General features: G+C 68.7%; 18 protein-coding genes and 1 riboswitch. Of the genes, 9 read left to right on the top strand and 9 right to left on the bottom strand.

All coding sequences use genetic code 11. The features are described 5' to 3' along the window. Positions 1-10: 10 nt before the first annotated feature. The 7 genes from ACK8HH_RS00720 to ACK8HH_RS00690 form a co-directional block, all read right to left on the bottom strand. Positions 11-736 carry a hypothetical protein gene (locus ACK8HH_RS00720; RefSeq protein WP_346077579.1) on the bottom strand — a complete coding sequence of 242 codons (726 nt, stop codon included), beginning with the start codon at positions 734-736 and terminating at the stop codon, positions 11-13. A gap of 106 nt (positions 737-842) precedes the next feature. Beyond that, a complete protein-coding gene (locus tag ACK8HH_RS00715) occupies positions 843-1,544 on the bottom strand; it encodes a hypothetical protein (RefSeq protein WP_346077577.1) in 702 nt (233 codons plus the stop codon). 86 nt (positions 1,545-1,630) lie between these two features. Continuing rightward, positions 1,631-2,365 (bottom strand): (2Fe-2S) ferredoxin domain-containing protein, encoded by a 735-nt coding sequence (locus ACK8HH_RS00710; RefSeq protein ID WP_346077575.1) that lies wholly within the window; start codon positions 2,363-2,365, stop codon positions 1,631-1,633. Next, positions 2,365-3,177: an ABC transporter ATP-binding protein gene (locus tag ACK8HH_RS00705; RefSeq protein WP_346077573.1), complete on the bottom strand. Its 813-nt coding sequence runs from the start codon at positions 3,175-3,177 to the stop codon at positions 2,365-2,367. The genes ACK8HH_RS00710 and ACK8HH_RS00705 overlap by 1 nt, the downstream gene beginning before the upstream one ends. After that, the gene (locus ACK8HH_RS00700) at positions 3,174-4,214 is read right to left on the bottom strand and encodes an iron ABC transporter permease (RefSeq protein ID WP_346077571.1); all 1,041 of its coding nucleotides are present in this window, start codon (positions 4,212-4,214) and stop codon (positions 3,174-3,176) included. Before ACK8HH_RS00700 ends, ACK8HH_RS00705 begins: the two co-directional genes overlap by 4 nt. 7 nt (positions 4,215-4,221) lie before the next feature. Then, complete coding sequence (locus ACK8HH_RS00695; protein ID WP_346077570.1) at positions 4,222-5,187, bottom strand: ABC transporter substrate-binding protein; 966 nt, start codon at positions 5,185-5,187, stop codon at positions 4,222-4,224. A gap of 28 nt (positions 5,188-5,215) precedes the next feature. Beyond that, positions 5,216-5,402: riboswitch (cobalamin riboswitch) on the bottom strand. A gap of 38 nt (positions 5,403-5,440) precedes the next feature. Then, the gene (locus ACK8HH_RS00690) at positions 5,441-6,241 is read right to left on the bottom strand and encodes an acyl-CoA thioesterase (protein ID WP_006897939.1); all 801 of its coding nucleotides are present in this window, start codon (positions 6,239-6,241) and stop codon (positions 5,441-5,443) included. Between the two features lie 49 nt (positions 6,242-6,290). On the opposite strand from ACK8HH_RS00690, the gene ACK8HH_RS00685 reads away from it, so the two are divergent. The 6 genes from ACK8HH_RS00685 (at position 6,291) to ACK8HH_RS00660 (ending at position 12,284) form a co-directional block, all read left to right on the top strand. Then, positions 6,291-6,848, top strand: a complete 558-nt coding sequence (locus ACK8HH_RS00685; RefSeq protein WP_346077569.1) for a helix-turn-helix domain-containing protein — start codon at positions 6,291-6,293, stop codon at positions 6,846-6,848. Between the two features lie 81 nt (positions 6,849-6,929). Then, on the top strand, positions 6,930-7,478 hold the full coding sequence (locus tag ACK8HH_RS00680; protein ID WP_346077567.1) for a TetR/AcrR family transcriptional regulator: 549 nt from the start codon (positions 6,930-6,932) through the stop codon (positions 7,476-7,478). Continuing rightward, on the top strand, positions 7,478-9,025 hold the full coding sequence (locus ACK8HH_RS00675) for an MFS transporter (RefSeq protein WP_346077565.1): 1,548 nt from the start codon (positions 7,478-7,480) through the stop codon (positions 9,023-9,025). Before ACK8HH_RS00680 ends, ACK8HH_RS00675 begins: the two co-directional genes overlap by 1 nt. A 100-nt stretch (positions 9,026-9,125) precedes the next feature. Beyond that, complete coding sequence (gene galT / locus ACK8HH_RS00670) at positions 9,126-10,262, top strand: galactose-1-phosphate uridylyltransferase (protein WP_006897935.1); 1,137 nt, start codon at positions 9,126-9,128, stop codon at positions 10,260-10,262. Beyond that, positions 10,255-11,415, top strand: a complete 1,161-nt coding sequence (gene galK / locus ACK8HH_RS00665; RefSeq protein WP_006897934.1) for a galactokinase — start codon at positions 10,255-10,257, stop codon at positions 11,413-11,415. The genes galT and galK overlap by 8 nt, the downstream gene beginning before the upstream one ends. A 5-nt stretch (positions 11,416-11,420) precedes the next feature. Continuing rightward, complete coding sequence (locus ACK8HH_RS00660; protein ID WP_039868059.1) at positions 11,421-12,284, top strand: SCO6745 family protein; 864 nt, start codon at positions 11,421-11,423, stop codon at positions 12,282-12,284. A 197-nt stretch (positions 12,285-12,481) separates the two neighbouring features. Here ACK8HH_RS00660 and ACK8HH_RS00655 read toward each other — a convergent pair whose 3' ends face one another. Then, positions 12,482-13,828 carry a lipase family protein gene (locus tag ACK8HH_RS00655; protein WP_006897932.1) on the bottom strand — a complete coding sequence of 449 codons (1,347 nt, stop codon included), beginning with the start codon at positions 13,826-13,828 and terminating at the stop codon, positions 12,482-12,484. Continuing rightward, the gene (locus ACK8HH_RS00650; protein WP_412475466.1) at positions 13,825-15,093 is read right to left on the bottom strand and encodes a hypothetical protein; all 1,269 of its coding nucleotides are present in this window, start codon (positions 15,091-15,093) and stop codon (positions 13,825-13,827) included. Before ACK8HH_RS00650 ends, ACK8HH_RS00655 begins: the two co-directional genes overlap by 4 nt. A gap of 290 nt (positions 15,094-15,383) precedes the next feature. Here ACK8HH_RS00650 and ACK8HH_RS00645 point away from each other — a divergent pair, with 290 nt between their 5' ends. The 3 genes from ACK8HH_RS00645 (at position 15,384) to ACK8HH_RS00635 (ending at position 19,216) form a co-directional block, all read left to right on the top strand. Continuing rightward, a complete protein-coding gene (locus ACK8HH_RS00645) occupies positions 15,384-16,589 on the top strand; it encodes a CaiB/BaiF CoA transferase family protein (RefSeq protein WP_045537523.1) in 1,206 nt (401 codons plus the stop codon). Positions 16,590-16,704: 115 nt separating this feature from the next. Further along, complete coding sequence (locus ACK8HH_RS00640) at positions 16,705-18,267, top strand: DUF222 domain-containing protein (protein ID WP_412475465.1); 1,563 nt, start codon at positions 16,705-16,707, stop codon at positions 18,265-18,267. Positions 18,268-18,337: 70 nt separating this feature from the next. Further along, positions 18,338-19,216, top strand: coding sequence for a crotonase/enoyl-CoA hydratase family protein (locus tag ACK8HH_RS00635; protein ID WP_412475464.1), 879 nt, complete (start codon positions 18,338-18,340; stop codon positions 19,214-19,216).

The following is a 19,216-nucleotide window of genomic DNA, read 5'->3' as shown; positions in this document are numbered from 1 at the left end:
CCGGGAGTGGTCAGGCGGTCTCGGTGGCCACCCGATCGACGGCCTTGGTGAAGACCTTGTTGAACGCTGCCAGGTCGGGAGTCGACTGCGGGGAGGCGTCGCTGGCCTGCACGCTGACCAGGTAGCCGTTGACCATCGCGTAACCGACGATCATCGACGTCTTGGTGGTGGTTCCCTTGAAGTCGATCGTGGAACTCTGCTGCACGACGATCGCGTCGTCCGCCTTCGTCTTCGGCGCCGGAATCACCTTCGAGACGGCCGTGCCCTTCGCGCCCGCGGCCTGGCCCTCGGTGATCTCGACCTTGATCTTGCCGCAGTCGCCGGTCACGGCCTTGCGGAAGTCCTCCACGGAGTGGTCGACCACGGAGACGGTCTCAGCGAGCACGGAGGTGCCCTTCATCGCGATGACGAAGCCGGTCTTGGCGAGGTCGATCTTGTCTGGAAACGCACTCAGCTGCATGCAGTTCGCCGGCGTCACCTTCGCGCTCTTCGTCGAGCTGAGAACGGAATCGGCGACCTTCTGGATCTGGTCTCGCGGAACCGGGGTCACCTGGTACCCGGCCGGAAAATCGGCCTTGCCGATCACCAGCGTCGGCGCCTTGCCCGCATCTACGGACGGTGCGGCGGCCGACGATGCGGGACCCGGCACCGGTGCGCCGTCCTCGGTCGAGCCGCAGCCGGTCACGAGCAGCAATGCCGCGCTCGCGGCAGCGGCGGCGCCGGCAATCCTCTTCATTGTCATCACGTCGGTCTTCATCCCTATCTGGTGATACTGAGTAGACGGGACAATCCTGACCGATGCGGAATCCGGGCGCGGCACCGGCATCCCGTCGAGGCGGCGGTCAGCGCGCGGCCTTGGCGATCGCCCTGGCGAAGACGTCCTCGAAAACCGCACGATTCAGATCGGCGGTCTGGTCGACGGCGCTCATCTGTACGGTGACCGCGTAACCGTTGACGAGGGCGTTTCCTACCAGCAGACTCGTCTCACCGGATTTGGAACCGTTCACGGTCCTACTCCGGCTCTCCACCGCCAGGACCTGGTCGGCGGCCCCGCGCGGTACGTCGATCACGGTATGCGTGACGGTGATCTCCGCACCTTTGACCGGGCCGGCCTTCACGTGCACACGGACGACGCCGCAGTCGCCGGTGACCTGCTTGCGCGCAGCCTCGAGGTCGACGCCGCCGTCGATCTCGGCGACGGGCTGCACCGACTCGCTGATCGCATCGTCACCATCGGTCGCCGCCATCACGCCGACCCTCTTCGGGTCGATCGTGGTGACCATCGCTCCGGATGCCGCACACTGCGCGGGTGCGATGTCGACGTGTGCGGTGGAATCGGAGAGTTGCTCCGTCATCTGCGCGAGGGCGTCCTTGCTGAGCCGGGCGGTGTGGAAACCGGCGGGCAGTTCGGCCTGTGTCAGCGGCAGCTCGGCGGCCTCGCGCTCGGCAGCGGTGGACGAGCCGTCGGTGCTGCATCCCACCGAGGCGAGCACTGCGCCACCCGCCAGCATCGCCACCGACATCCGGATCGCCCTGCCCGCCATGTGTCCCCTTCGACTGTGGTTTCAGTACTGAATGTACTTGCCGGACATCCGGGCCGTCCCCGGCCGTCTCCGCTCGGGCGTCCGGTTCACCGGCTCGCCGATCGGTCTCCGAACCACTCCCGGATCGGTTCACCTCCCACCAGGTGCCGCTCCACCACATCGGCGACTCGCGCCGCTGTGAGTCCGGCGTACCAGACGTCGTCCGGATAGACCGCGACCACCGGCGCCTGCGAGCAGGGGAACAGGCACCCGGTGAGCGTGATGAGGACGTCGTCGTCGCCGAGCCGCCGGGCGTCGAGTTCGGCGGAGAGTTCCGACTGCGTCTCGGCGCCCCCTCGCGCCGAGCATCGGGGACCGCGGCAGACCAGCACGTGTCGCGCGAACCCGGGAACCGCGTCCCAGGCCTTCGTCGCGAGCGGGGCGGTGGTATCGCGGGCCGGGGCCCCGCCGTCGGCGGCAGCCCGCTCGATCAGATTCGCGTAATCCGTTGTCTGGCAAAGCGATCCGCCGATCCTGATATCCGGCGCGGAGCCCGCCGGGCGGTTCCGCAGCCAGTGCCCGATCACGCGGCGGAACCAAGCGTCCATCTTTCGGTCGGCGAGCGTCTGACCGCTCAGCACCACCACCGAGTCGGCGCCCTCGCGGGCCGCCTCGTCGAGCACCTCGGTGACGGTGTCGGACTCACCGCCCAGGACGGCGGAGCGGAAGACCGTGCCCGGATGGCGTTCGGCGACCTCTCCCAGCGCACGGGCGAGTTCGCCGTGCACATCCGCGCCGCGATCCGTCGGCGCCGTCACGATCACCCAGTCGGCGTCGATCATCACTTCTCCCCGCCTGTGGCCGAAACCACGCCGCACATGACGATCAGTGGCCCGCCGGTGACCGGATGGCGAAGCACCTGCGCGTCGAGGCCGTAGACGTCCGCCAGCAACTCGGGCGTCAGCACCTCGGAGGCGCTGCCCTGCGCACGGACGCGGCCCTCGTCGAGCACGACGAGGTGGTCGCAGTACATCGCGGCGAGTTGCAGATCGTGCAGGGCAGCGAGGACGGTGAGGCCGAGATCCCGGGCCAGCTGCAGCAGGTGAAGCCCGGCCGCCACATCGAGATGGTTGGTCGGCTCGTCGAGGACGAGGACCTTCGGGCGCTGCGCCAGCGCCCGCGCCATCTGGACCTTCTGCCGTTCGCCGCCGGACAGGGTCTGCCAGGTGCGGTGCCGCAGATGCTCGATGCCGAGCGTTCCGATGGCCTGATGCGCCTCGTGCGCGGCGTCTCCGAGCGGCCTGGCCCATCCCCCGGCGTGCGGGATGGTGCCGAGCTCCACAATCTGTTCCACCGACAGTTCCAGGACGGTCGCCGAGTGCTGTTCCACCTCGGCGACGGTGCGCGCGAACTCGCGGCGGCCCAACTCCCGGACGTCGGTGCCGCCCAGCAGCACCTGGCCGGCGTCGGGCCGCTGCCAACGCATCACCATCGACAGCAGGGTCGACTTTCCGGACCCGTTCGGGCCGATCACGCCGGTGAATCGGCTGGCGGGCGCCCGGGCCGTGACGTCGTCGAGGATTCTCCGCTCGCCGCGGGCGAAGCTCACCGCCCGCATCTCGATGCCGGGCATCCCGGTCTCGGTCCCGGTCATTCGGTGCCTCGCTGTCGCCGGAGCAGGTAGATGAAGGCGGGCACGCCGATCACCGAGGTGACGAGCCCGAGCGGCAGTTCCCGCGACGGCATCACGCCGCGGGCGATGATGTCGGCCCAGACCACCACCAATGCCCCGAGCACCACCGCCACCGGCAGGACCCGATAGTGCAGCGGGCCCACGAGAAAGCGCACCATGTGCGGCACCACGAGCCCCACGAACCCGATGATCCCCGACAGCGCCACCAGGACGGCGGTGCACAGCGACACCAGCGCGTAGAGCACCCAGCGAGTGCGGGCCACGTGAGTGCCCAGGCTCGCGGCGGCGCGTTCACCGAAGGCGAAGGCGTCCAGCGTTCGGGCGTGGGCCAGCACGGCGACGATCGTGCACACGGTGACGATCGCGGTCAGCGCGAGGGTGTTCCAGCGGATGCCGGCCACCGACCCCATCGACCAGAACATGACGCGGTCGGCGGTGCCGTGCGGGCCGAAGTAGATCAACGCCGAACTCAGCGCCGCGGCGAGTTGCCCGACGGCGACGCCGGCCAGGATCAGTCTGCCCGGAAGCAGCGCGCCCCCGCGCGTGACCGCGATCGCGAACACCAGCAGCAGCGAACCCATCGCCCCCAGAAACGCTGCGACGGAGACCACTGAGCCACCGGCCATGCTGCCCATGCCGACTCCCGTGCTCAACACCACCACGGCGCCGAGAGACGCACCGCCGGACATCCCGAGGATGTACGGGTCGGCCAGCTGGTTGCCCGTCAACGACTGCAGGACGGTGCCGCAGACCGCCAGGCCCGCACCGATGAGTGCCGCTCCGACCACCCGCGGCAGCCGCAGCTGAACGACGATGTTCTCGTCGAGCACATCGGACGTGCCGATGCCCACGCTGCTGCCGAGCGCTCGCACCACCGTGCCCAGCGGCAGATCGGCCGATCCGACCACGATTCCCAGCGCCATGCTGATCAGCAGCAGGACCGTCAGTCCGGCCAGCCAACCCGCCAGGGCCGGTGTACCGCGGAGCCGTTCGCGCACGCGCCGACTACTTCGCGAGCGCGTCCGACAGCTTGGCGGCGCCGTCGATCAGCCGCGGACCGGGGGTGCTCTCAGCGAACGGGATCACCACGAACGATCCCTTCGCGACGGCCTTCAGGTCCTTGAGCGCCGGGTCGGACTCCAGATACTTCCGCTTGGCGGCGGCCGGATCCCAGTCGGCGTCCACCAGGACGATCACGTCCGGATCGGCTTTGAGCACCGCCTCCCAGCCGGTCTCGGCCCAGTTGCCGGAGAGATCCCCGAAGACGTTCTTCGCGCCGACGGCGTCGATCACCAATTGCGGCCCGCCGTCGCCGGCACCGACGAAGGGCTTGTCGGTCGAGGAATCCCACCACAGAACCGTCTTGCCCCGTCCGGCCGACTTCGCGGTGAGGTCGGCTAGCTTCGCGCGCATGTCGGCGTTCACCCGGTCGGCATCGGCCGTCCGTCCGAAGAGCACGCCGTAGTCGCTGGTCTCACCGGCCACCGCGTCCCAGGACGAGGCCGGACGCTTCGACTTGTCCTCGCAGCCGAAGGGCGACACGTAGGTCGCCACACCGAGGTCGTCGAACGACTGCCGGCTTCCCAGCGCCTTGTCGTCGAAGGCGCTGCTGTACGACGCGGCGATCAGGTCGGGGTGCTTCTCGAGGACCGCTTCGCGGGTGGGGTACTTCTCCGACAGCACCGGGATCTCGCCGTAGGCTGCGGCCCATTGCGGGGCGATGGCGCTGTCGAGGTAGGCGGTGCCGACCAGTTGCCCGCCGGCGCCGACGGCCAGGGCCGACTCGGTGGCCCCCTGGTTGACGGTGATGGCCGCGTCGGCCGGCTTCTTCAGGGTGACGGTGCGGCCGCAGTTCTGCAGGCTGATCGCCGAGCCGTCGGCGCCCGATGCGGGATCGTCGCCGGAACAGGCGGAGACGGTGAGGACGGTGCCGGCGACGGCCAGGATCACCGCGTTCTTCAGGGTGCGCAATGCGACCCCCCTTTCCAGATACTCGTGGAACTTCGGGGTACGCCGCGGCCGGTCTCCTGGCTACACAGGACTGCCGGCGGTCGCACCTTCCCAGATGACGAGCACCCAGTGGCTGGAGTCCTGCACTCCCGGCGACTTCCGGACCTGTTCACAGTGGCGAGTACCGCGCCGGCTTCTCACCGGACTTCCCGAGCACCGTGACGTATCGCCCGAGTGTATCCGGGCACGGCCGGGACACTCGGGCGACCTCGAATCAGGCGGGGTCTTTGAAGTACACGAGCTGGTGCGTGGTCGCGAGGAGCACCTCGCCCGACCAGAGCTGTCCGTACTGGTCGAAGTGACCGTGCCCGAACCGGGCGGCGCGCGCCGTCGCGAGGACGTGTCCGGTTCCATGCGCCTCGAGTTCCTGCGCGGTGGCGTGGAAATACGTGGTCAGGGTGATGGTGCCCGCCGGCATGTAGGTTCCGTGCCGGAGAAAGACACGAGGGTAGAAGACATCGGTCATCGCGGTGAGCGCCGGGAAGTCGAGCGGCCGCTCGGGCCGGTCGCGCAGCCACAACGTCGACGTCGAGTCGGCGTCGTTCCTCCCGTCCATGCCGCCCGCGACGAACCGCTTGTCGTAGTTCTTGGCCCAGGCGATGAAGTCCACGTACTCGCTGACCTCGACCTCCTCGGCGGGCGGTGCGGCCGGAGGCGTCGGCTCGGTGTCGGACCAGGTGTCACGGGCGACGCCGAAGACCGCGGTGCCGGTGGCCGCCACCTGTCCGGATTGGCTGATCGTCACCACCCAGTGCTGATTGGTGCGGTTGGTCCGGACGGGCCGCAGGTCGAGATCCCACTGTCCTTCGGCGATCGGTGCCGCGTAATTGATGGTCAGCGCGAGCGGATCGCCGAGGACGTCGGGCCGCTGCTGGATGCCGTTGACGACGGTCGCGGCCGTGATGCCGCCGAACGGGCCGACCATGTTGTTGTACGCGGGATGCGTCTGCGCGCGGACCACATGGTCCGACGCCGTGGGCGTGAGGGCGATGGCCTCATCGAAAACGTGAGTCATGCGTCGACGGTAACAGAACGATCGTTCTACTCACGCGTACCCTGGGTGCATGGCAACACTCCCCGTCCGCGACCGACTGCTCCTGTCGGCGACTCAGCTGCTCCGGAGCAAGGGAGCCGACGGATTCGGAATGTCGGAGCTCATGGAGCACAGCGGCGTGGCGCGGCGCTCGATGTACCAGCACTTCCCCCGCGGCAAGGCGCAACTGCTGGAGCAGGCCACCGACGAGGCGGCCAGGCACGCCTCGTCGCGCCTCGCGGCCGCACTGTACGGCCGGACCGCTGTGGCGGGTCTGATCGTCATCGTGGACGAGTGGAAGCAGACCCTGGTGCGCCACGACTACCGCCTCGGCTGCCCCCTGGTGGCCGCCTCCACCTCCGCCGCGGAGTACCCGGGTGCGGCCGAGCGCGCCGCCACGGCTTTCCAAACGCTGGCGGGCCAGATCGCCGCGTCCTTCGAGGCCGACGGACTGGCCGCGGACGCCGCCCGACGCGCCGGCGACATGCTGGTGGCAGCCCTCGAAGGCGCCATCATCACCTCTCGCGCCACCCGTTCCACCGCACCGCTCGACGCCTTGTCGGCACACATCCGCGAGACGTGGGGCTGAGCCCTCCGATATTCGGTCGACAGACCTCCGCCAGCCCTGTACAAAAGTACATGTACATTCGTACAGAATTGTGAGGGAGTCATGGCCAAGCACGACCCGGAGGCACGGCGGGCGGCGATTCTCGCCGCGGCGGCGGATCTGGTGGTCGAACTCGGACCGGCCGCGCTGACGCACCGCCGCGTCGCCGAGCGTGCGGGTGTGCCGTTGGGATCGACGACCCAGTACTTCACCTCCATCGACGACCTGCGCACCCAGGCCCTGGAGCGGCTCGCCGCGGAGGTCGACGAAGACCTGGCCGCCGTGCGGAGCAGCCTGGTCGCGGCCGGCGGGTCAGCGGAAGCGCTGGTGGATCAGATTCACGACTACCTCGCCGACAGCCGCGCCGTCGCGGCCGACGTCTCGCTGATGTCGGCGGGCCTGTTCGATCCCGAACTGCGCGCGCTGTCGCTCCGCTGGCAGACCAATCTCGTCGAGATCTTGAGCGATTACGTCGGACCCGACAACGCGCTCGCCCTCGCGATCGTCTCCGACGGCGTCGTGATGCACGCGGCATTGCACAACACCGTCGTCTCCAAAGACTTCCTGCACACTCTCGTCGCGCCGTTCATGGCGCAGAAAAGACAACCGTGATGACTGCCTCACCCACCACGGGGAGCACCGGCTACTCCACCGTCCGCGCCTGGCTCGCGACCGCTGTGTTGAGTGCGAGCCTGCTCGTGATCGTGATGGATATGACGATCCTGAACATCGCTCTTCCCGCGATGTCGGCCGACTTGGAGCCCACCGCCTCCCAGCTGCTATGGATCGTCGACGTCTACTCGCTGGTGCTCGCCGGGCTGCTCGTCCCGGCCGCATCGTTGGCCGACCGCTGGGGACGCAAGCGGATGCTGTTGGCCGGGTACGCCGTCTTCGGCGCCGCATCGCTGCTCGTCCTGGTCGCCGAGTCGGCGACCGCGGTGATCGCCATCCGCGCCCTCCTCGGCATCGGCGGCGCGTTCATCATGCCGACCACACTGTCGACGATCCGCGTCCTGTTCACCGACGCGCGCCGGCGGGCGCGCGCACTCGCGGTGTGGTCGTCGGTCGCCGGTCTCGGTGCGGCGATCGGCCCGCTGGTCGGCGGTTTCCTGGTGGAGCACTTCTCCTGGCAGTCGGCTTTCCTCGTCAACGCTCCGCTGATGGCGCTGGCCGTGGTCGCCGGGGTCTTCCTGCTCCCCGAGTCGCGGTCGGCCGACCCGGGAGTCTGGGACTGGCTGGGCATCGCCCTCTCGTTCTCCGGCATGGTGCTCCTGATGTGGTCGGTGAAGCACTTCGGTGCCGAATCGAGTCTGCTGGTCCCCGAGGGCTGGGCCGCGTTCGCCGCAGGAGTGCTGCTGCTGACCGTCTTCGTCCGCCGCAGTCTGCGCCAGGACCGGCCGATGCTCGACGTCGGGCTGTTCCGCAGCCGCGTCTTCACCGGCGGTATCGCCGGCGCCCTCGGCTCGATGTTCGCGATGGCCGCGGCCCTGCTGCTGCTCGCCCAGTGGCTGCAGTCGGTGGAGGGCAGTTCACCGATCCGTGCCGGCCTGCAGCTGGTCCCGCTCGCTGTCGCCTCGGCCGCCGCCTCGCTCGCCGCACCGCGTCTGGCCGAACGCGTCGGTCCGCGAATCGTCATTGCCGGCGGCATCGCGGTGGCCGGCATCGGCATGATCGCCGTGTACCTGATCCCCGGAGAGCTGCACTACGCGTCGGCCGTCGTGTCGTTGATCCTGGTGGGTGTCGGCATCGGATCGCTGGCGATCGGCTCGGCGCTGATCATGTCGGGCAGCCCCGAGAACCGCGCGGGCAACGCCGCCGCGATGGAGGAGACCTCCTACGAACTCGGCAGCGTCATCGGTGTCGCGCTCCTCGGCAGCGTCGCCGCGGTGCTCTATCGCAGCCGGCTCGACGAGTCCGGCGCGCTGGACGACCTCGATCCCCGATTGCACGACGCGGCCCGCGAGTCGATCGGGTCCGCGGCGGGCGTCGCCGATCAGCTGCACATGCCGAACCTGGCACAGCAAGCCGGTACCGCGTTCACCGATTCGCTGCAGATCACCAGCCTCACCGGCGGTCTCATCATGCTGGCGGTCGCCGCGGCGGTGTACGCCCTGGTTCCCGCGGGTACGCGTATCGACGCCGAGGTGGTCGAGGGATGAGCCGGGCTCGGGGTCATCTCCCCGTGACGATCTGAAAACGCGTGCCGGGCTCCGGTCGCGGAAGGTCGTCGCGACCGGAGCCCGATGGTAGATTCGCCGCGTGTCGACGGCGAGGTCTCTCCCCGAACCGGTCCGCGGACGGCTCAGTGACGGACGCGAGATACTGCTGTTCGACGACGGCGAGGCCTCCGTCCTGCGCCCCGACCGCCGCGACCTGCCGACGGATCGCGGTGCGACGACCGTCCGCCGAGACCCCGTCACGAACGACTGGGTGATCGTGGCGCCCGCGCGCCAGGACCGTACCCATCTGCCGCCGCGGCGGCAGTGCCCGCTGTGCCCCGACCCGGAGGGTCTCCGAAGCGAGATCCCAGCGTCGGACTACGGGGTGGCGGTGTTCGAGAATCGCTTCCCGTCGCTCGCCGCACCACCGGAGCATGCCGGTGCCGGAGCGTCGCCGCCGGCGAGCGACGATCCGCTGCGGACCGAGATTCCGGGCACCGGCCGCTGCGAGGTGGTCTGCTTCACCAGCGACCACGACGGTTCGTTCGGCGCACTCCCCGAACGCCGCGCCCGCCTGGTCCTCGACGCTCTGGCGCACCGGACCGCCGAGCTCATGGCGTTGGACGGCGTGCGCGAGGTCCATTGTTTCGAGAATCGCGGCGAGGAGATCGGCGTGACCCTCGGTCACCCGCACGGCCAGATCTACGCCTACCCGTTCCGTACCCGACGCACCGAATCGATGCTGCGGTCGGCCGGTCGGTATCGGCGCGAGCACTCCGCAGACCTCTTCGAAGCGATCCTCGCCCGCGAACTCGAAGACGGCGAGCGAATTCTCCTGTCGACCGCGCACACCACCGCGTTCGTACCGTTCGCGGCGCGCTGGCCGGTGGAGGTGCACGTCTACCCGAACCGGCACGTCCGCGGTCTCGGCGAACTCACCGACCGGGAGGCCGACGACCTCGCGCGGACCCAGCTCGCGGTCCTTCGAGCCTGCGACGCCCTGTACGACGCCCCGCTGCCCTACGTCGCGTCGTGGCATCAGTATCCGGCCGACGCGGCCGAGGGCTACCTGCACGCCGAGATCTTCTCGATCCGCCGCAGCGCCCACAGACTCAAATACCTGGCCGGGTCCGAGTCGGCGCGCGATGCCTTCATCACGGACAAGACCCCCGAGAACATCGCCGAGCAATTGCGTGCGGCGCTCGGCCGACAGGCGGACCATGGCAGACATGCCTGAGGGATCGGCCGGCAGCACCTCGCCTCCCGGACCGCGGTCGCGGGAGCCGGAGGTGCGCGCATATGCGCCGGGCCGAGTCAATCTGATCGGTGAGCACACGGACTACAACGACGGGCTGGCGCTGTCGATCGCGCTGCAGCTCGGGACCACGGTGAGCTTCCGGCCGGACCCGGCCGCCGAATCGGTCGTCGTCTCCTCCGACCTCGCGCCCGGCCGGGCCGGCGTGCCCATCGACACCGCTCCCGACGATGACGCGGCGCACGGCACCCGGGTGACCGGCTGGGCGTCGTATGTGGCGGGCTGTGTCTGGGCGCTGCGCGAACACGGTGTCCGGGCGCCCGGCGGGCGCATGGCGATCCGCTCCGATGTGCCGGTCGGAGCGGGACTGTCGTCGTCTGCCGCTCTGGAGTGCGCGGTGCTCCACGCGCTGGCCGCCGCGGCCGAGGCCACCGTCGACCGGCGCACCCTCGCGCTGATCGCCCAGCGCGCCGAGAACCGATACGTGGGCGCCCCCACCGGTCTGCTCGACCAGTTGAGCAGTCTGTACGGCGCCGACGGCACCGCTCTGCTCCTCGACTTCCGCTCACTGCAGGTGACGCCGGTGCCGGTGACTCTGGGCGGCGCGGTGCTCCTCGTCATCGATTCGCGGTCCCCGCACCGGAACGCCGACGGCGAGTACCGGAGGCGACGAGCGGCGTGCGAGGACGCCGCCCGCCGCCTGTCGGCGCCCAGCTTGCGCTATGTCCGAGATGACGGCTGGCGAGCACTCCGCGGCGACGAACTGCGGCGCCGCGCCAGGCACGTTCTCACCGAGAACCGACGGGTCCGGGACGCAGCACAGGCGTTGCGCGACGGAGACTGCACGCGTTTCGGAGAACTGATGAATCAGTCGCACCACTCGATGCGCGCCGACTTCGAGATCACCACACCCGGCATCGACCGCATCGCGGAGACCGCCCGCGACCTCGGCGCCTTCGGGGCCCGGATGACCGGCGGAGGATTCGGCGGCAGCGTCGTCGCCCTGGCACCGGCCGAGGCCGCGATGCGGATCGAGAGCACGTTGCCGGGTCTCGTCGCCGATGCCGGCGATCCGCGTCCGACGGTGATCCGTGTCCGTCCGGGCGCGGGAGCCGGTCCGGTGATGGCACAGTGACACTCATGAGCACCGAACAGGCGGCGATCGCGCGCCGCGCCTACGAGACTCTTGAACCCTTCCACGTCCTCGCCTACTTCAATCCGGGCCTCGGCGACGCCCAGACCGACCTCGGGCTCGACGGCCACGCGTTCTACGTCGGCGCTCGCGGCGCCCCGATGGGCGAAGCCACGGGAGCGGTCGTAGCCGCCGCTTTCTACAACTTCTCACCCGCGCTCATCGAATCCGCATGGGACCGCGCTCGGGCCGTCGGCCTCGAGAAGGTCGCCGAACGGCGGTACGCGATGCTCGACGAGCAGTACCGCGCCATCCTCGGCGACGCGTGCGAGCGGATCACGCCGCTGCTGCCCGAGTACGAGAAGGCGGTCGGAGGACTGCCCGTCTCCGGTCGGCCCCTGGGCGCGGCGTGGGCGTCCACCCCGATTCCCGACGCGCCGCATCTCGCCCTCTGGCGTCACTTGTCGGTACTCCGGGAATGGCGCGGCGACAACCACATCGCCGAGCTGATCGGCCACGGTCTGGACGGGATCGACGCCGGCGTCTTCCACGAGGCCGCATTGCCCGACCCGACCGTCCGTCGACGGGTGATGGGGCATCGGTTCTTCCTACTCACCCGCGGGTGGTCGGAGGACGACTGGGACGCCTCCGTCGACCGACTGGCGCGGCGCGGTCTCGTCGAGATCGGCGACGACGGACACCGCCTCACTTCGGCGGGCTTCGACCTGTATCAGGACATCGAAGCACGCACCGACCTACTGACCGGCGCGAGTCTGGGCACCGACGTCGCCGACCTCATCGAGCGCACTCGCCCCTTCGTCAAGCCGGTGCTCGACGCCGGCGTGCTCCCCGGTACGTCGAAGAAGTCCTGACGAGCGCCTCCCAGGCCCTCCCCAGGCTGGTTGAGCGAGCGTCCTCCTCAGGCTTGTTGAGCGAGCATCCCTCCTCAGGCTCGTTGAGCGAGCGAAGCGAGTCGAAACCCCAGACCCCGCCCAGCACCCCCGCAGGCTCGTTGAGCGAGCATCCCTCCCCAGGCTTGTTGAGCGAGCGAAGCGAGTCGAAACCCCCTCTACCCCTTCAGATTCGCCGCCAGCCAGTCGACGGTCTGCATGCCGAACAGGTCAGTGCCCCAGCCGTACATGTCGGTGATGAACTTGACCATGCTGCAGTCCGTCGGCTGGTAGTCGACGCGAGCGCCTCGGCTGCGCCACGCTCGGACCAGCTTGCGCGAATCCGCAGCCGGTACCAGCGACATCGGCGAGTCGTCGGCCACGCACGACGCGACGAGTGTGCGCACGCCCTTCGCTGCCGTCCCCTGCCCCATCACGTTGTCCCGGTAGGCGCGCTGGAACGCGGGAATCGTCGCAGGCGACTCATTCCCCTTGAACAGCGTGTTCAGCGGTACCAGCGGCAATGTGAAGTACGCGGGCGTCTGGCACTGGGTCCGGTAGTAATCGGCCACAGCGCGTCCCGCATCCGTGAGGTGGTCGTCGATCCGCATGTCCGGGTAGTGCGGCTCCAGGCCCAGAAGGGTCGCCATCGCGAAACCCGAACCGACGGAGCCGTCGGCGGTCGCGATGAAGTTCCGGTAGTTCGGAACCATTCCCTCGAGCACCGCGGCCTTGATGTTCAGTTCCGGCGCGTACTGATCCTTCATCTCCAACGCGTGACCGGTGCCGACACCGCCGCCGGCGATGCCGAACATGCCGATCGGAGACGATGCGGACAGGCCGGCATCGCGGACCGCGAGCGCGGCGCGCACCGCGTCGAGACTGGTGCGGGCGTTGTACTTTCCGGCGAACACGCCGTGCGGGCGCGGGTCGCCGTTGTTACCGACGTCCGACATCACGACGGCGTACCCCTTGCCGAACAACTGTGCCAGCGGCCCGAGGGCCGACCACGAGGCGCCGTCGATCGGATCGCCACCGGTCCACATCACCGACGGATGGCAGTTGGCGCCCACGCTGTCGTTGGCCATCTGGTAGCTGACGATCGGCCGCGTGGCGTTCTTGCGGCCGTCGCGCGGGATCATGATCAGCCCGGTGCTGATATCGGGCTCACCGTCGAGCGCCGTGGTGACGTACATGATCTTGTACGCATCCACGTCGCCCGGGCGGAAGCCGGCGAACTGGATGGCCACGGGCTCGGCCTTCAGCAGCGTCCCGGCCTTCTCCGACCCCGTGAGTCGCGGCTCCTTGTAGAACGGGTCGGTGGACTGCAGCGGCTTGAGGATCTCGTCGGGCGTACCCATCCGGCCGTGCTGGAAGGTCCCGAGTACGAAACCGTTGAAGACCTCGCCGAGTTGCGGAGTGCGGTTCGGCGGTCCGGCTGCGGCCGGCGCGGCTGTGAGGGAGGCACCGACGGTCAGGGCGCTCAGCAGTGCGACCGCCGCGACGATCCAACGCTGCGCTTTCATCGGACCTCCACCTTCAGCGTGTCGAGCGCCGACTGCATCATCGGCAGGAGATTGAAGATGGGGCGGTGCTGCTCCATCTGCGGATCGGCCGGCATCACCAGTTCTCGGCGCAGGTCCGGCCAGCGGTTCTCCACCTGGAATCGGTACTTCGGCAGCAGTTCGTGGGTGATGTAATCCCATCGCTCGTCGAAGACCGACCAGTTCCACGACGGCAGCGGCACGGTCGCGGTGACGGTCCGCCCGTCGGGCGTGGTCCCCGTCAGCTTCAGCGGCTTGTACGAGCGCAGCGGAAGGACTCCGGCCACCGACGGCGACCCGGCGAGGGTGCTCGCGTAGGTCATCGCCTCACCGACGTCCCCGCGGTAGGCGCGGACCGTGTCCCACTGCTCGTTGATGATCTCGCCCTGCTCACGCCTGAGCAGGCGCGCATTGCCCGCCGCGATCCCGTCGAGCGTCTTGCTCGCGACATCCTCCCACGCCTTCATGACGTCGGCGGGGAAGAGTCCCGCTCGGTACATCTCTCGCAGTGCCGACAGTCCGCCGGTCACGTATGCGCGGTGCATCGGCATCAGGTCGCTGAAGATGTTCTTCTGCATCACGAGGATCGAGCCCTGCACGTACTGGAGGTCGGCCGGCGTGAGGGTGGCGCCGACGCGGGCCAGCGCGCGCAGACCCTTGGGGAGCTTGTCGATCATCGTCGGTCCGAACGCCCTGTTGGTCTCGGTGACGATGGCGTTCGCCACCGGTGCCAACCGCGTGAACTCGTAGACGTCGGTGGCCAGCTCGAAGTCGAGGAGCCCGCCGCCGAAATCGGCACCGACGAGCCCGCCCATCCCGGCCCACTGGAGTTCGCGGTGCTTGAGCTGCAGGTTCTTGTAGAACTGGTACGACTTCGTGAGGTTTCCGCGGTTCGCAGTCACTCCCGCGCGCGGGTTCCACGACTTGAGGTCGATTCCCGCCGCCACTGTTGTGTCGGCCAGCCAGTACTGAAGCACCAGGGCCTGGTACGACGTAGGCGCGACCCCTCGTTCACGCGCCTCGTCGAGCAGGTTCTTGAGGACCTTCGGGTCGGTGGGGAGTGCCGGGTTGACCCCGCCGGGACCGTGATCCGCATGGCGATTGACCAACGGCAGATCCAGGTACCGATCCAACTCTCCGGCGGCCGACGCGGGCGGCGCAAGGACGGCCGATCCGGCCAGGGCCACCACCAGAGCCGCTGCCGTCAGAACGACGGCCCTCCAGCCGATCGTGCGAATTGAACGCATCGGTCACCTCCTGCGACTCGAGGCCGCACCGATCACGCGAGCCTGTCCGGCTCGCTGGTCCGGGATAGTGAATCACCGCGTTGTCACAACGACAAATGGCACGATCCGTCTCGACCTGCAGGTCAGAGCGCGATGAATCTGATAACGGTGCAGGTCCAAACCGTGTGCAGCGGCCCCGAACGACGGATTCGGGCGGGTCGCGGGAGCCGGTCGTCACACCACAAATCGCTCGATCGGGTGACACGCCGCCCGCCGGAGCCGCCCATCGCCGCGGTGCGATAGTGGAGTGTATGGCACTGCGTCCCGACCAACTCCTCCCCCTCGCCGGTTACACGGTCGTGACTCTCGAACAGGCCGTCGCCGCGCCGCTCGCGTCCCGCCATCTGGCCGATCTCGGCGCCCGCGTCATCAAAGTGGAACGGACCGACGGCGGCGATTTCGCCCGCGCCTACGACGACGCCGTGCACGGCACCGGCGCGCACTTCGTGTGGCTGAACCGCGGGAAGGAATCCATCGCCGTCGACCTGAAGTCGGACGAGGGGCGCAAGGTGGTCCGTGCGCTGATCCGCGACGCGGACGTCTTTCTGCAGAACCTGGCGCCGGGCGCAGCGGCGCGGCTCGGCCTGGGGGCCGATGAGTTGCGCGAGGGTCACCCCGAGTTGGTCACGGTCGATCTGTCGGGCTACGGCCGAGGCGGTCCGTTCGAGCAGCGCAAGGCGTACGACATGCTCATTCAGGCCGAGAGCGGCCTCATCTCCATCACGGGTACACCGGAGCATGCCGCCAAGACCGGGATTCCGACCGCCGACATCGCCTCCGGTATGTACTGCGCACAGGCGGTTCTCGCGGCGCTCCTGCGTCGCTGCCGCACCGGAGTCGGAGCGGCGGTCGAGGTCTCGATGCTCGAATCGACCGTCGAATGGATGGGACATTCGCTCTACACGCAGATGTACACGGGCGTGCAGCCGCCGCGGATGGGCGTGAGTCATGTGTCGATCGCGCCGTACGACTCGTACCCCACCAGCGACGGACAGATCTTGATCGGCGTTCAGAGTGAAGGAGGCTGGAAGGCGCTCACCACAGTGTTGGGCGTCCCCGAGCTGACGACCGACCCGCGATTCTCCACCAATATGAAGCGAGTCGAGAACCGGGCGGCGTGCGACGCCGCAGTGGCGCAACGGACCAGGCTGTGGACCACTGCGGAGCTCGACGCGAAGCTTTCCGCCGCGGGTGTTCCGGCAGCCCAGATCAACGAGCTCGAACAGGTCGCCGAGCATCCGCAGCTCTCCGCACGGGATCGCTGGCGCACTGTCGGTACCGAGTTCGCGCAGGTCAAGGCACTACTTCCGCCGGTCACATTCGATGACGTCGAGGCGGCGATGGGCGACGTTCCGGCACTCGGCCGCCATACAGCCGCGCTGCTCGCGGAACTCGGCTACGACGAGCAGGACGTGCAGCGGATGTCGGCCGCCGGTGTTGTTCGCGTCGGCGACTGAGAATCGAACGTAGGTCGATCGCGTCAATGTTGTTTGTCATAGGTGGGTGATAGCTTTCAGGTAGGTCAAGAAAACATGGTGTGACCAGCCGAAACACTCGGGGGAGGTGGCAGCGATGACCGATCCGATCACCGATTCGATCGCGACTGTCGTCGCCACCGGCGCGCTGCCGGAGCAGCCCGCCGAACTACTCGCCCTGATCGATGCCGCGGCGGTCAAACTCGCCGAGACCTCCCTGTCACCGGAGACCGAACCGGAACTGCTGGCCCACACACAGACCGCCGAACGCATCCGGCGACGCTGGGACGGCATCTCCGCCGCGCTGCTGGTGGAGGTCTCCGACCGCAACGCGCACCGCACCGCCGGCTATCTGAATCCGCACCAATACCTCTCACAAGGGCTGCGGCTCGGAACCCGCGAAGCCGGTCGACGGCTGCGGATGGCTGAGGCGATCGGCGAGTTCTCCAACTTTCAAGGGCAGACGCTGCCTCCGCGCAAGCCGGCTACCGCCGCCGCGGTGGCGGCCGGGACTGTCGGCGCCGAACACGCGTTGGTGATCTCGGGCGTTTTGGCGAAAGTGCCCGGCTGCATCTCGCCGGAAGTCAAAGCCCGTGCTGAGGCGGAGTTGGCCGAGGCTGCGGCCGGGTTGAATCCGGATGATCTGGGCAAGGTCGGCGACCGCCTGCTCGCTCACCTGGACCCCGACGGGCAGGAAAGCGATCACGTCGACCGGCAACGCCAACGCGGAATCAGCATCCTCCCGCAAGACCGCCAGTTGATGAGCAAAGTGCGCGGCGCGATGACTCCGGAGTTGCGGGCGAAGTTCGAGGTGATCTTGACCGCCTGGGCCGCACCCGGGATGAACAATCCCGCCGACCCGGATTCGCCGACTGGAACCATTGACGCCGACGGCATCGACGCCGAGGCTTTGGCGGCGGCGCGGGGTCGGGATCTGCGCAGTGCCGCTCAGCGCACACACGATGCGTTGCTGGCGTTGTGTGATTACGTTCTCGCCCACGGTGGACTCGGTGCACCGAGCCGGATACCGGCGGAGTTGGTCATCACCGTCACCGACCAGGAACTCGCCGCCCACGCCGGAATCGCGTTGACCGCGACCGGCACCCGCATTCCGATCGGTGAACTCGTGCGGCTCGCTGCCGAGGCTGTGCCGCATCTGGCGGTCTTCCGCCATCACACCAGCGAAGTCCTCTACCAAGGCCGCGGTGCACGCTTCGCGAGTAAGGCGCAGCGGTTGGCGTTCGCCCGCGACCGCGGCTGCACCGCCCCCGGCTGCGACCGCCCCTTCGCGCAAACTCAGGCCCATCACGCACCGGACTGGATCACCCCGGGAGGGCGCACCGACATCGACGCCCTCGGCGCCGCGTGCGGGCGCCACAACCGCGCCGTCGGCACCAACCGCGGCCAATGGGAGACCACCATCCTCACCGACGGACCCGATGCCGGACGCATGGGCTGGCGACCGGCCACCACCGACCAACCCTGGCGCCTGAACCCCATCCACCACGCCGGACAAGCACGGCACCTGCACCCGCCAGAACTGCATCGGCAAGAATCGGGCCCACCGCCGGCGCATCCGCCGCCTCGGACTCCACCGCAGGAGTCACAAGCTCCCCCGGCAGATTCCGAATCTGCCCAGTCACCCCACGCCGCGGCCTGACGCGTCCTCCCAAGGTGCGCCGCGCTTCTAAGCTGCAATCGACACACCCGCCGACCAGGGAGCACATCGCATGGAACTGACGACGCTGACGCACGAGAACGAAGACGGCATCCTCACAGTCCGGCTCAACCGCCCCGACCATCTCAACGCCTTCACCGTCGAGATGGCGCAGGAATTGGAGCACACCTTCCGTTCGGTCAACGATGACGACTCCGTTCGGGCTGTCATCGTCACCGGCAACGGACGTGCGTTCTGCGCCGGCATGGACCTGGCGACCGAGGGCGACAATGTGTTCGGGCTCGACGGCGCCAAGCGGCCCACGCTCGCGGACATGGCCGATCTGGATGATCCCGGAATCGCGCGGATTCGCGACATCGGCGGGCGGGTGACGCTCGCGATCTACGCTTGCCGCAAACCGGTGATCGCGGCCGTCAACGGCGCCGCAGTCGGCATCGGCGCCACGATGACGCTGCCGATGGACGCTCGACTCATATCGACCAAGGGCCGGATCGGCTTCGTGTTCGGACGTCTCGGCATCGTTCCCGAGGCGGCGTCATCGTGGTTCCTCCCTCGAGTGGTCGGCCTCCCGAAAGCGCTCGACCTGGTGTACCGCGCCGACATCCTCGATGCGCAGAGCGCACTCGACGCCGGCCTGGCACAGAGCGTCCACGAGCCGGAGGATCTGCTCGACGCTGCGCGCTCGCTCGCCGACTCCTGGACTCAGGGCCGTTCGCCGGTGGCCGTCGCGCTCGCCCGCCAGATGCTGTACCGCAACGCGGCGCAAGAACATCCGACAGAGGCCCATCGCATCGATTCGCTCGCGATGTTCTACACGAGCATCGGCGACGGCGACGACGATGTTCGAGCCTTCCTCGAGAAGCGACCGGCCGAGTTCGATTCGAAGGCGTCTCGGATGCCGGAGTTCTATGACGAGTGGACGCGGGAGTAG

This window comes from Gordonia sp. LUNF6, assembly GCF_047041125.1.
In the GTDB taxonomy this organism is placed as follows: Bacteria; Actinomycetota; Actinomycetes; order Mycobacteriales; family Mycobacteriaceae; genus Gordonia; species Gordonia sihwensis.
This window is presented reverse-complemented; position numbering and strand designations above follow the sequence as displayed.

Coding starts and splice junctions, on each gene's coding strand:
- ACK8HH_RS00720 (WP_346077579.1), bottom strand. CDS start 736: ATGAAGAGGATTGCCGGCGCCGCCGCTGCCGCGAGCGCGGCATTGCTG.
- ACK8HH_RS00715 (WP_346077577.1), bottom strand. CDS start 1,544: ATGGCGGGCAGGGCGATCCGGATGTCGGTGGCGATGCTGGCGGGTGGC.
- ACK8HH_RS00710 (WP_346077575.1), bottom strand. CDS start 2,365: ATGATCGACGCCGACTGGGTGATCGTGACGGCGCCGACGGATCGCGGC.
- ACK8HH_RS00705 (WP_346077573.1), bottom strand. CDS start 3,177: ATGACCGGGACCGAGACCGGGATGCCCGGCATCGAGATGCGGGCGGTG.
- ACK8HH_RS00690 (WP_006897939.1), bottom strand. CDS start 6,241: ATGACTCACGTTTTCGATGAGGCCATCGCCCTCACGCCCACGGCGTCG.
- ACK8HH_RS00685 (WP_346077569.1), top strand. CDS start 6,291: ATGGCAACACTCCCCGTCCGCGACCGACTGCTCCTGTCGGCGACTCAG.
- ACK8HH_RS00680 (WP_346077567.1), top strand. CDS start 6,930: ATGGCCAAGCACGACCCGGAGGCACGGCGGGCGGCGATTCTCGCCGCG.
- ACK8HH_RS00675 (WP_346077565.1), top strand. CDS start 7,478: ATGACTGCCTCACCCACCACGGGGAGCACCGGCTACTCCACCGTCCGC.
- galK (WP_006897934.1), top strand. CDS start 10,255: ATGCCTGAGGGATCGGCCGGCAGCACCTCGCCTCCCGGACCGCGGTCG.
- ACK8HH_RS00660 (WP_039868059.1), top strand. CDS start 11,421: ATGAGCACCGAACAGGCGGCGATCGCGCGCCGCGCCTACGAGACTCTT.
- ACK8HH_RS00655 (WP_006897932.1), bottom strand. CDS start 13,828: ATGAAAGCGCAGCGTTGGATCGTCGCGGCGGTCGCACTGCTGAGCGCC.
- ACK8HH_RS00650 (WP_412475466.1), bottom strand. CDS start 15,093: ATGCGTTCAATTCGCACGATCGGCTGGAGGGCCGTCGTTCTGACGGCA.
- ACK8HH_RS00645 (WP_045537523.1), top strand. CDS start 15,384: ATGGCACTGCGTCCCGACCAACTCCTCCCCCTCGCCGGTTACACGGTC.
- ACK8HH_RS00640 (WP_412475465.1), top strand. CDS start 16,705: ATGACCGATCCGATCACCGATTCGATCGCGACTGTCGTCGCCACCGGC.
- ACK8HH_RS00635 (WP_412475464.1), top strand. CDS start 18,338: ATGGAACTGACGACGCTGACGCACGAGAACGAAGACGGCATCCTCACA.